Genomic DNA, 15,705 nt, shown 5'->3' on the forward strand with positions numbered 1-15,705 from the left:
GGCTGTTCGTACGCCTAGGTCAGTCGACCGGGTAGACGAACGGCATGACCAGACCGATCAGGGCGAGCGCCTCACAGAAGACGAAGCCGAGGATCTGGTTGGCGCGGATCAGACCGGCGGCCTCGGGCTGGCGGGCCATGGCCTGGGTGCCGTTACCGAAGATGATGCCGATGCCGACGCCGGGGCCGATCGCCGCAAGGCCGTAGCCGATGGCACCGAGGTTGCCCTGGATGTTGACTGCGGCGAGGGTCTGGAGAGCGGACATGCCGTTTCTTCCTTCTCTTTCACGGACCGGTGGGGGTTGGCCACCGGACGGCTAGTGGGGTCTGGGGGTGGCTGCTCGGGCTCAGTGGTGCTCGGCGAGCGCGCCCTGGAGGTAGCTGCAGGCCAGGAGGACGAAGACGTACGCCTGCAGGGCCTGGATGAACAGCTCCAGCGCGGTCAGCAGGATCACCAGGACGAACGAGACGCCGGCGTACGCGATGCCGATCCCGTTGAGCAGGTACCAGCTGGCGATGGTGAAGATCAGCAGCAGGACGTGGCCTGCGAACATGTTGGCGAAGAGCCGGACCGCGTGGGTGAACGGCCGCACGAACACGTTGGAGAGGAACTCGAGCGCCATGACCAGCGGCAGCACGCCGCCCAGCGACTTGTCGTACCCGGTGATGTTCTTCAGGCCGCCGACGAAGCCGTGGCGCTTGAAGGTCACGCTCATCCACAGGATGTAGACGATCGCGGCGAGCGCCACCGGGTAGGCGATGATCGAGGACACCGGGAACTGCGCGACCGGGATGATGGACCAGAGGTTCAGGATCCATACGAAGAAGAACAGCGAGACCATGAGGGGGACGTACTTGTCGCCCTCCTTCTTGCCCAGGGCCTCGTAGACGATGCCGCGGCGCACGAAGTCGTAGCCCGCCTCACCGACCATCTGCAGCTTGCCCGGCACCACCTTGGCGCGGCCGAAGGCCGCCCAGAAGAACCCGACGACGACGATCGTGCCCAGCAGCGCGAGCAGCATCGGCTTGTTGAACTCGAAGCCGCCGACGGTGAAGATCGGGTCGAACGTGAACGAGTGAAGCCCTGGGGCCGGGAAGCCGCACCCATCGAAGATGTGGCAATCGGTCTCGAAGGCGAGCGTCTGGTCAGAACTCACCGCGAGCTCCTTCAGCGTGGCGCATGGGTACGGCAACCTCGTTGTGTCGGCGCGGCGGACGGCCACGGAACGGCACTGGACTGGTCTTACGGGTGGGGGTGCGGCTGGTCGGCACGAGGCCGAGGTGCTTGTCGGACATCAGCTGCATGGGCGCCGATTCCGTCCCGGAAAACTGGGGGGTTCGGCTACCTGCGCCCGCTGTGTCTCAGATGGCACCGGACGATAGCAGGTGAGCGCGGACGCCCTTATACCGGCCCTACTGATCACGACGGGGACCCGGCGGGCGAGGCGTTCTTCGCCCCGCCGGAGGTCCGTTCATCCTCGGCTTCCGGCTGCACGTAGAAGATCTTGGCCTTCATGTGGGAACGCGCCTGGGCGGCGACCCACACCAGGGTCGCGGCCAGCAGGGAGAAGGCGAAGGCGCGGGTGTTGAACAGCGAGGTGTTCTGGAACACCGACAGCACGACGGCCATCAGCAGGAACTGCACGACGAAGAGGGCCAGCCCCATGGACTGGAACAGGTGCGGAAACCGCTTGGCGGTCTGCTCCAGCACCACCACGCCCATCGCCATGAAAGCGGCCGCGATGGCGGTGCCGAAAGCGGCCCCCACCGCCCCTTCGCCGCCGGCGAGCACCGAGCTGACAGCGACGGCGACACCACCGGTGATGGCGGTGGGCACGGCGCAATTCAGGAGCGTTCGGGCGTCGTTGGACTGCATGAAGGGTTCTCCGGCTGAGAGTCGGATGCAACGAATCGTCGTGGACGAGCGTATCCCCGGGATCGAGAGGGATCTCGCCGCGAAAGACCGCCGCACTACGGTCTTTCGGCTCTAGCACCGGGTTTAGTGAACGGTATCACAAACTATTTGATGAGGTCTTTACCTAGTTGGTGTGCTGCCAGTCACACGGGAGAGTTAAAGCCTGATCAGGACTCTGACGTGCGAAGAGTTCTCTGCTATGCGCCGAGTCGAACCCGGCGGAGGAGCTCGGGGCCGGCGAACGGCCTGGCGAAGGGTGTCCTACGGGTGACGCTCAGGCACCGATCTTGGGCCCGTGCGAGAACCGCGAGCGGTCCCCGACGGCGGTGGCCCCGTGCGCGCCGGCCGGCACCGGCGTCCGCTCCGACGCCTCGGACGACGCTTCCGGTTCGGTAACGATGGGCGCCGACTCGACCTCGACGGCCGCGCTCCGGGCGGACCGGCGGTACCGCGGCGGCACGAACCGCTCGGCCCAGCGTGGCGCCCGCGGGGTGAACCGCGGCAGCAGCAGCAGGACCAGCCCCACCGCGCTGAGCATCACGATCGTCAGCACGATCCACATGCTGGTGGAGTTCACCGAGAAGGCCACCGCGCCGAAGGCGATCAGCGCCGACCAGAAGTACATGATCAGCACGGCCCGGCTGTGCGAGTGGCCGATCTCCAGCAGTCGGTGGTGCAGATGGCCGCGGTCCGCCGCGAACGGCGACTGCCCGCGCCAGGTGCGCCGCACGATCGCCAGGATCAGGTCGGCGACCGGCACCGCGATCACGGTGAGCGGCAGCAGCAGCGGGATGTAGACCGGGACGGTGGCGTGCACGGCGGCGCGCTCCGAGCCGTCGTAGTACAGCTTCATCGCGTCCGGGTCCACCTGGCCGGTGATGGAGATGGCGCCCGCGGCCAGCACCAGGCCGATCAGCATCGACCCGGAGTCGCCCATGAAGATCCGCGCGGGGTGCATGTTGTGCGGCAGGAAGCCCAGGCACATGCCCATGAGGATGGCGGCGAACAGCGTCGCCGGGGCGGCCGACTCCAGGCCGTAGCCGAACCAGATCCGGTAGGCGTACATGAAGAACGCGGCGGCGGCGATGCACACCATTCCGGAGGCCAAGCCGTCCAGGCCGTCCACGAAGTTGACCGCGTTGATGGTGATGACCACCAGCGCCACCGTCAGCAGGGTGCCCTGCATGGGGGTGAGCGAGACGGTGCCGATGCCGGGCACCGGAAGCCAGAGGATGGTCAGACCCTGGAGCACCATCACGCCCGCGGCGATCATCTGACCGCCGAGCTTGATCAGCGCGTCCACGCCCCACTTGTCGTCCAGCACGCCCAGCAGCCAGATCAGCCCGGCGCCGGAGAGCAGCGCGCGCGGCTCGTTGGACAGCTCGAAGACCTCGTTGAGGTTGGTCAGATGCGCGGCGACCAGCAGGCCCGCGCACAACCCGCCGAACATGGCGATCCCGCCCAGCCGCGGCGTCGGCTCGCGGTGCACGTCACGGGCGCGGATCTCCGGCATCGCGCCGGCGGCGATGGCGAACTTCCGAACCGGCCCGGTCAGCAGGTAGGTGACCGCGGCCGTGACGCACAGAGTCAGCAGGTATTCACGCACAGGCTGCCCCAGAGGTATCGCTGGCCATCACAGCCCCACACCATATCCTCGCCCGGGCCGCGGCCTCGCGCGCACGTCGTCAGCGTGCACTCATCGAGACACGCCTGCCGGTCAAACGGTTGCCTCCGCGACGGTCGGACCGTCCGGGTACGGCGGGAACCCGGACGTCAGCTCGGCCACCTCCTCCCGCACCCGCCCCTCGCGCAGGGCGGCCACCAGGAGCTTGGCGATCCGCTCCATCTCGGTCTCGCCCATCCCCTGGGTGGTCACCGCGGCGGTGCCCAACCGGATGCCGATGGCACAGCCTCCCGGCTCCTCGGGCCCCGGCACCGCGCAGAGGTCCAGCACGATGCCGGCCGCGGCGCAGCGGCCGCGGGCCACGTGCCCGTCCACACCCAGCGGTGCGGTGTCCGCGGTGATCAGATGGGTGTCGGTGCCGCCGGTGGTGATCGCCAGCCCCTCGTCGGCGAGCGCCTCGGCCAGCGCCCGGGCGTTGGCCACCACCTGATGGACGTACGCGGCGTAACCGGCGGTCGCCGCCTCCCCGAAGGCGACCGCCTTGGCCGCCACGGTGTGCATCTGCGCCCCGCCCTGGGTGAAGGGGAAGACGGCGCGGTCCATGCGGTCGGCGAGCTCCGCGCCGCAGAGCAGGAACCCGCCCCGCGGGCCGCGCAGCACCTTGTGGGTGGTGGCGCACACCACGTCCGCGTACGGCACCGGGTTGGGCGCCGCGCCGCCGGCCACCAGGCCGATGGGGTGCGCGGCGTCGGCGATCAGATAGGCCCCCACCTCGTCGGCGATGTCGCGGAAGGCGGCGTAGTCCGGGTGGCGGGGGTAGGAGATCGAGCCGCAGACGATCGCCTTGGGGCGGTGCTTGCGGGCCAGCCGGCGCAGCCGGTCGTAGTCGATCAGGCCGGTGACCGGGTCGACGCCGTAGCCGACGAAGTCGAACCAGCGGCCGGAGAAGTTGGCCGGCGAGCCGTGGGTGAGGTGGCCGCCGTGCGGCAGTCCCATCGCCAGCACCGTGTCCCCGGGCCGCAGCAGCGCCGCGTAGGCGGCGAGCACCGCCGAAGAGCCGGAGTGCGGCTGGACGTTGGCGTGCGGGGCGCCGAACAGCCCCTGGGCGCGCTCCACCGCGATCCGCTCCGCGAGGTCCACCACCTCGCACCCGCCGTGGTACCGCGCGCCGGGGTACCCCTCCGCGTACTTGTTGACCAGCGGGGAGCCCAGCGCGGTGAGCACCGCGGGTGAGGTGAAGTTCTCCGCCGCGATCAGCTGGAGTCCGCTGCGCTGTCGCTGCGCCTCGCCCAGGAGCACGTCCGCGACCTCGGGGTCCACCCGGCGCAGCACGTCCAGATCGGGCACCCAGGAGAGGCGGCCGGTGCCTCCCCTCGCGGGCGCGGGGGTGACGGCCATACGTACTCACAGCCTCTGGGAGGAAGGGGACGGCGTCACCCCCAATGTAGGCCGGTCGCGGCGCGACGGCGCGGCAGAGGGCCGCTCAGGCGCCTTCGACGCGCCACGCCGCGGACCCCGGCCTCCGGCCCCGGACGGCGCGGCCCGTGACGTCGGCCGCGGTTCGGCGGCGCCCTGAAGGGGCGCGGGGCCGTGACGTGTGCGGCTCCGCCGCGCGGGCGCGACCGTCCACGACGGCCCGCAGACGAGCGACGGCCCGTCACGGCACGTCCCGCGGAGCGCTCAGGCGCCGGCCGGGACCCCCGTCAGGGCCGTGACCACGGGGTCCAGCGCCTGGTTGATCTCGTCACCGATGGACCGGAAGTACGTGATCGGCGCGCCGTAGGGGTCGTGGACCTCGTCCGCCTCCTCGCTCGGGGCGAGCAGCCAGCCGCGCAGCGCGGCGGCGGCCTGCACCAGGGCGCGGGCGCGCGCCACGACACCGCCGCTGTCCTCCGGGTCCGGGAGGGTGGCGGGGTCTATGGCCCGCACCAGCCGGTTGAACTCCTTGAGCGTGAAGGTGCGCAGACCCGCGGAGTGTCCCATCGAGATGACCTGGGCGCGGTGGTCGCGGGTGGCGGTCAGCACGAGGTCGGCGCGGATGACGTGCTCGTCCAGCAGTTCGCGGCCGATGAAGCCGGCCGGGTCGGCGCCGAAGTCGGAGAGCACGGTCGCGGCGTGGGCCTCCATGGGCGCGCCCTCGTGTCCCCAGGTGCCGGCGCTCTCCACGATCAGCCCGCCGGCGGCGGAGGCGCCGAGCCGGTGGGTGAGGGCATGCCGGGTCAGCCGCTCGGTGATGGGCGAGCGGCACACGTTTCCGGTGCTGACGTGGAGGATGCGGAAGGCGTCGTCGATGCGGGGTCCCGCTATGCCACGCCCCTCGTCAGGGGCTGTCAATTGGCCACCTCGAGGTCGGGTACGACCTCGCGGAGCTGCTCCGCGGTGAGCGCGCCGGCGCGCAGCAGGACCGGCACCTTGCCGGTGACGTCGACGATCGAGGAGGGCACGGCGGCCGGCGTCGGCCCGGCGTCCAGGTAGACGGAGACGGAGTCGCCGAGCATCTCCTGGGCGGCGTCGCAGTCCTGCGGGGACGGGTGCCCGGTGAGGTTGGCGCTGGAGACGGCCATCGGGCCGAACTCGGTCAGCAGCTCGATGGCGACCGGGTGCAGCGGCATCCGCACCGCGACCGTGCCGTGGGTCTCACCGAGGTCCCAGGTCAGCGACGGCTGGTGCTTGGCGACCAGGGTCAGCGCGCCGGGCCAGAAGGCGTCCACGAGCTCCCACGCCTGCTCGGAGAAGTCGGTGACCAGACCGTGCAGGGTGTTCGGGGAGCCGACCAGGACCGGCGAGGGCATGCCCCGGCCGCGTCCCTTGGCCTCCAGCAGGTCGCCGACGGCTTCGGCGTTGAAGGCGTCCGCGCCGACCCCGTAGACGGTGTCGGTGGGCAGCACGACCAGCTCGCCCCGGCGGACGGCGGACGCGGCCTCGCGCAGACCGGTCTTCCGGTCCGTCGCGTCGCTGCAGTCGTAACGCCGTGCCATTTAGCGGTCCTCCTCGTACGTGGCCATTGTTTCCTCCGCGCGGCGTGACCCGGCCGGCGGTGCTGGGGTCTCCGTCACGGCATGGCCCTCCGCGCCGTGGCGAACCGGGGCCGGTTGTTGAGGTCGGGGTGGTCGGCCGCGTCGGCCCAGCCCCGCTCCTCGGTGAAGATCCAGGGCACCTGGCCGCCCTGGGTGTCGGCGTGCTCGATGACGACCACACCGCCGGGGCGCAGCAGCCGGTGGGCGGTGCGCTCCAGGCCGCGGATGGTGTCGAGGCCGTCCTCGCCCGAGAACAGCGCCAGCTCCGGGTCGTGGTCGCGGGCCTCGGGGGCGACGTACTCCCACTCGGTCAGCGGGATGTACGGCGGGTTGCTGATGACCAGGTCGACCTGGCCGTCCAGCTCGGGCAGCGCGCCGAGCGCGTCGCCGTGGTGCAGCTGCACCCGGCTGCCCTCGATGTTCTTCCGGGCCCACTGGAGGGCGCCCTCGTCCAGCTCCACGGCGTGCACCCGGGACCGGGGCACCTCCTGGGCCAGGGCCAGCGCGATCGCGCCGGAGCCGGTGCACAGGTCCACGATGAGCGGCTCCACGACGTCCATCGCGCGCACCGCGTCTATGGCCCAGCCGACCACCGACTCGGTCTCCGGTCGGGGCACGAAGACGCCGGGTCCGACCTGGAGCTCCAGGTAGCGGAAGAAGGCGCGGCCGGTGATGTGCTGGAGCGGTTCGCGGGCCTCGCGGCGGGCGACGGCCTCCCAGTACCGGGCGTCGAAGTCGGCGTCGGCGACCAGGTGCAGCTCACCCCGCTTGACGCCGTGCACGAAGGCGGCGAGCTCCTCCGCGTCGAAGCGCGGGGAGGGCACGCCGGCGTCGGCCAGCCGCTGGGTGGCCTGGGCCACCTCTGCGAGCAGCAGATTCACGTTGGTCCTCTCCCGTCGTCGTCACGGCCGAGCTCGCCGGTGCCGCCCGGTCCGGGCGGCTTCGTCGAGGCCAAGCCTGTCAGAGCCTGTCTGCGCCTGTCGGCGTGATGCCTCAGCTCGCGTCGCCCGCGGCGGCGAGCTTGGCGGCGGAGTCGGCGTCCACGCACGCCTGGATCACGGCGTCCAGCTCGCCGTCGAGCACCTGGTCCAGGTTGTACGCCTTGAAACCGACCCGGTGGTCCGAGATCCGGTTTTCCGGGAAGTTGTAGGTGCGGATCTTCTCGGAGCGGTCAACGGTGCGGACCTGGCTGCGGCGGGCGTCCGCGGCCTCCCGCTCCGCCTCCTCCTGGGCGGCGGCCAGCAGCCGGGATCGCAGGATGCGCAGCGCCTGCTCCTTGTTCTGGAGCTGGCTCTTCTCATTCTGGCAGGAGGCGACGACGCCGGTGGGCAGGTGCGTGATACGCACCGCCGAGTCGGTGGTGTTGACCGACTGGCCGCCGGGGCCCGACGAGCGGTAGACGTCGATCCGCAGGTCGTTGGGGTTGATCTCCACGTCGACCTCCTCGGCCTCCGGGGTGACCAGCACGCCGGCGGCGGAGGTGTGGATGCGGCCCTGGGACTCGGTGGCGGGCACGCGCTGCACGCGGTGCACCCCGCCCTCGTACTTCAGCCGGGCCCACACGCCCTGGCCGGGCTCCGGGTTGCCCTTGACCTTCACCGCGACCTGCACGTCCTTGTAGCCGCCCAGCTCGGACTCGGTGGCGTCGATGATCTCGGTCTTCCAACCGGCGCGCTCGGCGTACCGCAGGTACATCCGCAGCAGGTCGCCGGCGAACAGCGCCGACTCGTCGCCGCCGGCGCCCGCCTTGACCTCCAGGATGACGTCCTTGTCGTCACTGGGGTCGCGCGGCACCAGCAGCAGCCGCAGCTTGTCGGTGAGCTCCTCGCGCCGCGCCTCCAGCTCCTTCACCTCGGCGGCGAAGTCGGGGTCGTCGGCCGCGAGCTCGCGCGCGGTCTCGATGTCGTCCCCGGTCTGCTTCCAGGAGCGGTAGGTGCCGACGATCGGGGTCAGCTCTGCATAGCGCTTGTTGAGCTTGCGGGCTGCCGCCTGGTCCGCGTGCACGGCGGGGTCGGCGAGCCGCTTCTCCAGGTCGGCGTGCTCGCCGATCAGTTCTTCGACTGCCTCGAACATCGGGTTTCCTCAGCGTGGAAGGGTCAAGCGGGGACGGGTCTGCCGGACGACAAAGCGCCGGTCCGGTCGCCCAGGCACACCTGGACGACCGAAGACCGGCGCGATGTGGGTCGCTACTTCTTGGCGGACCCGGCGTTCTTGCCGAAGCGGGCCTCGAACCGCGCCACGCGGCCACCGGTGTCGAGGATCTTCTGCTTGCCCGTGTAGAACGGGTGGCACTCGGAGCAGACCTCGGCACGGATGGTGCCCTCGGCGAGGGTGCTACGGGTGGTGAACGAGGCGCCACAGGTGCAGCTGACCTGCGTCTCGACGTACTCCGGGTGGATGTCGCGCTTCAAGGTTTCTCCTAGGTTCGGGAGGGCACCGGGTCGCAGCGGCGGGTTGCCGTACGTGAACCGGGGCCGACGTACCAGTCTGCCAGTACTGGCCGTATCCCCCAAAACCGGGGGTGGGCGCCGGGTATTCCCGACCGCCGCCGCAGGGCGGCGACGGCGGGGTCAGGCGTCCTTGACGACCTTGGCGGCGTCGGTCTCGTCGCCGGCCGAGCCCTTGGTGGCGGACTTCGGGATCGGCTTGTCGGCCCGCAGCGCCTTCCAGACCTGCTGGGCCTTGGCCTCCATGGGCAGCACCCGGTTGGGGTCGTTCGGGTCGTACATCACCGGCAGCGTCACCATCTTGAGGTCCTCCGAGCCGATGCCCTTCAGCCCGCCCGCGAAGCTGAGCAGCTTGTCGACGGAGGCGAGGTCGGAGTCGGTGGTGAGCGCCTTGGTGGAGGTGTCGGCCAGGTCGTAGAGCTTCTTCGGGCTGCTGAACAGCCCCACGCCCTTGATCTGGTCGAGCAGCGCCTTGATGAACGCCTGCTGGAGCTGGATCCGGCCCAGGTCGCTGCCGTCGCCGACGCCCTTGCGGGTGCGCACCAGACCCAGCGCCTGCTCACCGTCGAGGGTGTGCTCGCCCGGCTCCAGGTCGAGGTGGCTGTCCTTGTCGTGGATGGGCTCGGTGGTGGTGATGTCCACGCCACCGAGCTCGTCTATGAGGTCCTTGAAGCCGGAGAAGTCGACCTCGAGGTAGTGGTCCATGCGGATGCCGGTCATGGACTCCACGGTCTTGACCGCGCAGGCGGGGCCGCCGACCTCGTACGCGGTGTTGAACATGGCCCGCCGCTGGGCCGGGGTGGTGGTCCCGTCCTTGGTGCAGGCGGGGCGCTCGATGAGGGTGTCGCGCGGGATCGAGACGACGCTGGCCGTCTTGTGGCCCTGGTAGACGTGCACCATCATCGCGGTGTCCGAGCGCGAGGAGCCCTCGTCCTGCCCGTACTTGCCGTTCTTGCCCGCGCGGGAGTCGGAGCCCAGGACGAGGATGTCCATCGAGCCGTCGTCGATGTCGGCGGGGCGGTCGGTGCCCAGCTGCGCGTTGATGTCGACGCCGGTGAGGTTGCCGTTGAGCTTGTAGTAGACGTAGCCGGCGCCGGCGCCGCCGACCACCAACACGCCGGCCAGCGACCAACCGGTGATCATGAAGGCCTTGCGGCGGGTGCTGCGGGTCTTGCGGCGGCGGCCGGTGGCGCCCCCGGCACGACGGCGGCCTGCCCCCTGCCCCGTGCTGTTGCTGTCCTCGGCCATGGGTTCCTCTGTTCCTGTTCCGGCTTGCCCCGTGTTGCCCCCTGCCGTTCAGACGACGGGCCGTGCGCAAGGGTTGCACACGGCAGATTTAGGACTTTCTTAGATCGCGCGGGCGGGCGTGATCGGGGCCGGCCCGCCCCGACCGGCGTCACCTGCGGTTTCGGCCGGGAGCGGCGTCCCGGCCGGCGCCAAGGCCACGGCCGCACGCTGTGTCACAGATCTCAGCGATGTCACCGACGGCGGTGGGACCGCGACGGCATGCGAACGGCCGAGGGCCCCCTACGTCGGTGAACGTAGAGGGCCCTCGGCCGTCGAGCGGGGTGCCGATCAGTCGTTGCCGTTGCCCGGGGTGGGCGTGGTCTTGGCGATCTGCATCAGGAACTCGGCGTTGGACTTGGTCTGCTTCATCTTGTCCAGCAGCAGCTCGATGGCCTGCTGCGAGTCCAGCGCGTGCAGCACCCGGCGGAGCTTCCAGACGATGTTCAGCTCCTCCGGAGCCAGCAGGATCTCCTCCTTACGGGTGCTGGAGGCGTCCACGTCCACGGCCGGGAAGATGCGCTTGTCCGAGAGCTTGCGGTCCAGCCGCAGCTCCATGTTGCCGGTGCCCTTGAACTCCTCGAAGATCACCTCGTCCATCCGCGAGCCGGTCTCCACCAGCGCGGTGGCGAGGATGGTCAGCGAGCCGCCGTCCTCGATGTTGCGCGCCGCACCGAAGAACTTCTTCGGCGGGTAGAGGGCGGTGGAGTCGACACCACCGGACAGGATGCGACCCGAGGCGGGCGCGGCGAGGTTGTACGCACGGCCCAGACGGGTGATCGAGTCCAGCAGGACGACCACGTCGTGGCCCAGCTCCACCAGGCGCTTGGCGCGCTCGATGGCCAGCTCGGCGACGGTGGTGTGGTCCTCGGCCGGGCGGTCGAAGGTCGAGGAGATGACCTCGCCCTTGACCGACCGCTGCATGTCGGTGACCTCTTCCGGACGCTCGTCGACGAGGACGACCATCAGGTGGCACTCGGGGCTGTTGCGGGTGATCGCGTTGGCGATCGCCTGCATGATCATGGTCTTACCGGTCTTCGGCGGGGCCACGATCAGACCGCGCTGGCCCTTACCGATCGGCGAGACCAGGTCGATGATCCGGGTCGTCAGGCCGCCCGGGTCGGACTCCAGGCGCAGCCGCTCCTGCGGGTAAAGGGGCGTCAGCTTGCCGAACTCCGGTCGGCCACGGCCGGATTCGGGCGCCATGCCGTTGACCGAGTCCAGGCGGACCAGCGCGTTGAACTTCTCGCGCCGCTCGCCCTCGCGCGGCTGGCGGACCGCACCGGTGACGTGGTCGCCCTTGCGCAGCCCGTTCTTACGGACCTGGGCCAGGGAGACGTAGACGTCGTTGGGGCCCGGCAGGTAGCCGGAGGTGCGGATGAAGGCGTAGTTGTCGAGGATGTCGAGGATGCCCGCGACCGGGATCAGCACATCGTCCTCGGCCACCTGCGGCTCGCCGGCGAACTCCTCGCGCCCGCGGCGGCCACGCCGGTCGCGGTAGCGACCGCGGCGCCCGCGGCGCCCGCCCGCCTCGTCGTCGAAGTCGTCCTGCTGGCCGCCCTGCGCGCGGTCCTGGCGCTGCTGACGGCCGCCCTGCTGGCCGGCCTCGTCGCCCTTGCCGCCGCGACGGTCGCCGCGCTCACCGCGGTCGCGGTCGCCCCGCTCACCGCGGTCACGGTCGCCCCGCTCGCCGCGGTCGCGGTCGCCCCGCTCACCGCGGTCGCGCTGGCCGCGCTCACGGCGCTCGCCCTTCTGGCCGCGCTCGCCGCGCTCGCCGCCCTTGGCGGGCTTGCCCTCGGCGGTGTCCACCGCGGCCTCGGCCGCGGCACCCGCCCGGACCTCGACCTTGACGTCGGACTTGGCCTCGGTCGCGCCCTCGGCGGCGTCGGGGCTGCCGGAGGGCGCGGTGACCCGACGGCGGCGACGCTCGCCGGCCGGCTGGTCGTCGCTCACCGGCTGGCCGGGGATGTCGATCTGCTGCTGCCCCTCGGCAGCGTCGGCGGCCTTGGCGGCCTTCTCGGCCTTGGCGGCCTTGGGCGCGGCCTCGGCCTCCTCGCCGGTGCGGGCCTTGGAGGTGGCCCGGCGCTTGGGCTTGGCGGCCGGCTCGGCGGCGGGGGCGGCCTCGGCGGCCCCGCCCTGGGCCTGCTTGTCCTTGATGACCTCGATCAGCTGGCTCTTGCGCATCCGCGCGGTACCCCTGATGCCGAGGCTGGAGGCGAGCTGCTGGAGCTCGGCCAGGACCATGGCGTCGAGGCCGGTGCCAGAGCGGCGCCGACGCGGGGCACTACCAGTGGCAGCACCGGTGGCAGGCGCGGCGGGAGCGTCCGTGGCGGGCGCGGCGGCATTGCCGACAGAGCTGTCGGAGGTGCCGGCGGCGTTCACGCCCATCAGATCGGTGGTGTCGCTCACGAAGGGTCCTTCCCTGGAGCGGGCGTCGGCCTGTCTGGCTCGGCGACCGGTTGTGCTGTCCGGCTGTAGTCCTCATTCGTGCGGACCGGGCCGGGGCGGTGGTCCGCCGCGTACGGCGGAAAGATCAAATTCATGGTTCCGGCGCGACGGCAAGGCTTTCGTAGAAGTCCGTCACGCCTGTTCCGGAGCGTGCTCGTCACTGCTCAGGCAGGCTGCTCAGGCAGTCGGGGAAGCTCCCGGAAGAAGGGTGGTCCCTGATGGGGACACTGAGCACTGCGCCTCCGAGGCCATGCACCATCGGTATCGGAAGGCATCCAGTGCAGACTTGAGATTAACACTACCGGATCCAACAAACATTCCCCCTCTCAAACAAGTCCCGGCGATCGCGTTTCCGCGCCGCCCCGGGTCTACCCCGGAACCGCCGCGGGTCAGGTCAGCGGCAGGACACTCGCTCCCTGGGCGTCGAGAGCCAGCCGGTTGGCCGCCCACCCCTCGCCCGCCAATCGTGCGACCTTGTCGGCCGCACCGTCCTCGACCAGCGCGAGGACCGTGGGCCCCGCGCCGGAGATCACCGCCGCGACGCCGTCCGCGCGCAACCGGTTGACCAGCGCCATGCTCTCCGGCATCGCGGGAGCACGGTACTCCTGGTGCAGCCGGTCCTCGGTGGCGGCCAGCAGCAGCTCGGGGCGCCTGGTCAGGGCCTCCACGAGCAGGGCGGAGCGGCCCGCGTTGACGGCCGCGTCCACATGCGGGACCGTGCGCGGCAGCAGTCCGCGCGCGGTCTCGGTCAGCACCGGCCTGCTGGGCACGAAGACCACCGGAACGATGGAATCCGCCGGATCCATCCGGATCGCCCGGGCGGCTCCGGCATCCGTCCAGGCCAGGGTGAAGCCGCCGAGCAGACAGGCGGCGACGTTGTCCGGGTGGCCCTCGATCTCGGTGGCCAGCTCCAGCAGCGCCGCGTCGTCCAGCTTCTCGGCGCCACCTATCGTCACCGCGCGGGCCGCGACGATCCCCGCGCAGATGGCGGCCGAGGAGGAGCCGAGCCCCCGGCCGTGCGGAATGCGGTTCGCGCACACCACTTCCAGCCCTCGCGGCTGCCCGCCGAGCAGGTCGAAGGCGGTGCGCAGGGACCGTACGAGCAGGTGGTCCTCGTCGCGCGGCAGGCTGTCCGCGCCCTCACCGGCGATGTCGATATGCAGCCCGGAGTCGGCGACCCGGACGACGACGTCGTCGTAGAGCCCCAGGGCCAGGCCGAGGGCGTCGAAGCCGGGGCCGAGGTTGGCGCTGGAGGCGGGGACGCGCACTCGGACAGCGGCGGCGCGGAACGCTGGACCGGCCATCGCTCGATGACTCTCCTTGTGTGACTGCGAATTCTCGAATTCGAAGAGGTACGGAACACCGCCAACGGCCGTGACACGGAGGTACGGCAACGCCGCGCAGAAAGACAACAGATGGTGCTCTGCTAGCTCTGCGTCGGGGCGGATTCATTACAGCCTATCGAAGGAAGGTTCTGTGGCGACATAGGGCGCACAGGAGGCGCACGATGCGTGTCGCACGCCGCCCCGTGCTTCGCCCTGGCGCGGTGGGGTCGGTTGCCTTGCCGCCTCCCGGTGCTTCCTCGGTGTCAACCGCCGTGACCTGGGGTGACGCGGGTCCGCAGCGGTCCGCGAGACGCCCCGCACGGCCGCCGGGGACGCCCTCCACACCCCCGGCCTGTGGCCGGGTGCCGTGCGGGGACGTCGGGCGTTCGACGCCCCCGCACGGACCGGTACGGACATCGGGCCCCGGCCCCCGAAGGGTGCGGCCGGACACCGCACCCGCACTCGCCGGCGCACCGGCGCCGTGTCGACGCCGGACGGGGCGAGGGACGGGCCGGCCGACGGCCGGCCCGCTCCCAGGCGAGGTCGCCTAGGCGAGGCCGAGGCGCTCGGCGGCCGCGGCCGCGTCCACCGGCACCGGAACCGCCTGCGGAGCACCCGCCACCGCCCAGTCCGGGTCCTTGAGACCATTCCCCGTCACGGTGCAGACGATGCGCTGCCCCGGGTCGACCTTGCCCTCCTCGGCCGCCTTCAGCAGCCCCGCCACGCTCGCCGCGGAGGCGGGCTCGACGAAGACGCCCTCCTGGGCGGCGAGCAGCCGGTAGGCGGCGAGGATTTGACGGTCGGTCACCTCGTCGATGAAGCCACCAGACTCGTCACGGGCCCGCTCGGCCTGGGCCCAGGAGGCCGGGTTGCCGATGCGGATCGCGGTGGCGATGGTGTGCGGGTCCTTGACCGCCTGGCCGCGCACCAGGGGCGCGGCGCCGGACGCCTGGAAGCCCCACATGCGGGGGGTGTGGGAGGCGATGCCGTCCCCGGCGTACTCCTGGTAGCCCTTCCAGTAGGCCGTGATGTTGCCGGCGTTGCCGACCGGCAGCACGTGGATGTCGGGCGCGTCGCCCAGCATGTCGACGATCTCGAAGGAGGCGGTCTTCTGCCCCTCGATGCGCGCCGGGTTGACGGAGTTGACCAGCGCCACCGGGTAGTTCTCGGACAGCCCGCGGGCGAGCGTGAGGCAGTCGTCGAAGTTGCCGTCGACCTGGAGGATGCGGGCGCCGTGCACCAGCGCCTGCCCCATCTTGCCGAGCGCGATCTTGCCCTGCGGGACCAGGACGGCGCACACCATGCCGGCCCGTACGGCGTAGGCGGCCGCGGAGGCGGAGGTGTTGCCGGTGGAGGCGCAGATGACGGCCTGCGCGCCGGCCTCCTTGGCCTTGGTGATGGCCATGGTCATACCGCGGTCCTTGAAGGAACCGGTCGGGTTGGCGCCCTCGACCTTCAGATGGACCTCACAGCCGGTGCGCTCGGAGAGCACCTGGGCCGGCACCAACGGCGTGCCACCCTCGCGGAGCGTGACGACCGGGGTGTTCTCGTCGACCGGGAGGCGGTCGCGGTACTCCTCGATGATGCCCCGCCAGCCCTGCCAGCGGGCGCCGCTCACCGGCGAGTGATCTGCAATAGCGTTCATG

At 71.1% G+C, this 15,705-nt stretch carries 14 protein-coding genes; all 14 read right to left on the bottom strand.

Going from position 1 to position 15,705, the window contains the following annotated elements; genetic code table 11:
- Window positions 1-19 precede the first annotated feature (19 nt).
- On the bottom strand, window positions 20-265 hold the full coding sequence (locus LRS74_RS10165; RefSeq protein ID WP_144381546.1) for a F0F1 ATP synthase subunit C: 246 nt from the start codon (window positions 263-265) through the stop codon (window positions 20-22).
- Window positions 266-346: 81 nt separating this feature from the next.
- The gene (gene atpB / locus LRS74_RS10170; protein WP_186318854.1) at window positions 347-1,156 is read right to left on the bottom strand and encodes a F0F1 ATP synthase subunit A; all 810 of its coding nucleotides are present in this window, start codon (window positions 1,154-1,156) and stop codon (window positions 347-349) included.
- Between the two features lie 263 nt (window positions 1,157-1,419).
- Window positions 1,420-1,875 carry a hypothetical protein gene (locus tag LRS74_RS10175; RefSeq protein ID WP_277740700.1) on the bottom strand — a complete coding sequence of 152 codons (456 nt, stop codon included), beginning with the start codon at window positions 1,873-1,875 and terminating at the stop codon, window positions 1,420-1,422.
- Window positions 1,876-2,188: 313 nt separating this feature from the next.
- Entirely contained in the window at window positions 2,189-3,532 is a 1,344-nt protein-coding gene (locus tag LRS74_RS10180; RefSeq protein WP_277744687.1) for an MraY family glycosyltransferase, read from the bottom strand.
- A gap of 99 nt (window positions 3,533-3,631) precedes the next feature.
- Window positions 3,632-4,936 (bottom strand): serine hydroxymethyltransferase, encoded by a 1,305-nt coding sequence (gene glyA, locus LRS74_RS10185; RefSeq protein WP_277740701.1) that lies wholly within the window; start codon window positions 4,934-4,936, stop codon window positions 3,632-3,634.
- 282 nt (window positions 4,937-5,218) lie between these two features.
- A complete protein-coding gene (locus LRS74_RS10190; protein ID WP_277740702.1) occupies window positions 5,219-5,872 on the bottom strand; it encodes a protein-tyrosine-phosphatase in 654 nt (217 codons plus the stop codon).
- Window positions 5,869-6,516: an L-threonylcarbamoyladenylate synthase gene (locus tag LRS74_RS10195; RefSeq protein WP_277740703.1), complete on the bottom strand. Its 648-nt coding sequence runs from the start codon at window positions 6,514-6,516 to the stop codon at window positions 5,869-5,871. Before LRS74_RS10195 ends, LRS74_RS10190 begins: the two co-directional genes overlap by 4 nt.
- A 74-nt stretch (window positions 6,517-6,590) precedes the next feature.
- On the bottom strand, window positions 6,591-7,436 hold the full coding sequence (gene prmC, locus LRS74_RS10200) for a peptide chain release factor N(5)-glutamine methyltransferase (protein WP_144381541.1): 846 nt from the start codon (window positions 7,434-7,436) through the stop codon (window positions 6,591-6,593).
- Between the two features lie 112 nt (window positions 7,437-7,548).
- A complete protein-coding gene (gene prfA, locus LRS74_RS10205; protein ID WP_277740704.1) occupies window positions 7,549-8,628 on the bottom strand; it encodes a peptide chain release factor 1 in 1,080 nt (359 codons plus the stop codon).
- 113 nt (window positions 8,629-8,741) lie between these two features.
- Window positions 8,742-8,966 (bottom strand): 50S ribosomal protein L31, encoded by a 225-nt coding sequence (gene rpmE, locus LRS74_RS10210; RefSeq protein WP_144381539.1) that lies wholly within the window; start codon window positions 8,964-8,966, stop codon window positions 8,742-8,744.
- A 159-nt stretch (window positions 8,967-9,125) separates the two neighbouring features.
- Window positions 9,126-10,250, bottom strand: a complete 1,125-nt coding sequence (locus LRS74_RS10215) for an LCP family protein (protein ID WP_277740705.1) — start codon at window positions 10,248-10,250, stop codon at window positions 9,126-9,128.
- A gap of 327 nt (window positions 10,251-10,577) precedes the next feature.
- Complete coding sequence (gene rho, locus LRS74_RS10220) at window positions 10,578-12,695, bottom strand: transcription termination factor Rho (RefSeq protein WP_277740706.1); 2,118 nt, start codon at window positions 12,693-12,695, stop codon at window positions 10,578-10,580.
- A gap of 428 nt (window positions 12,696-13,123) precedes the next feature.
- Window positions 13,124-14,038: a homoserine kinase gene (gene thrB / locus LRS74_RS10225; protein WP_277740707.1), complete on the bottom strand. Its 915-nt coding sequence runs from the start codon at window positions 14,036-14,038 to the stop codon at window positions 13,124-13,126.
- 568 nt (window positions 14,039-14,606) lie between these two features.
- Window positions 14,607-15,704, bottom strand: a complete 1,098-nt coding sequence (gene thrC, locus LRS74_RS10230) for a threonine synthase (RefSeq protein WP_277740708.1) — start codon at window positions 15,702-15,704, stop codon at window positions 14,607-14,609.
- Between the last annotated feature and the right edge of the window lies 1 nt (window position 15,705).

Source organism: Streptomyces sp. LX-29, from assembly GCF_029541745.1.
In the GTDB taxonomy this organism is placed as follows: Bacteria; Actinomycetota; Actinomycetes; order Streptomycetales; family Streptomycetaceae; genus Streptomyces.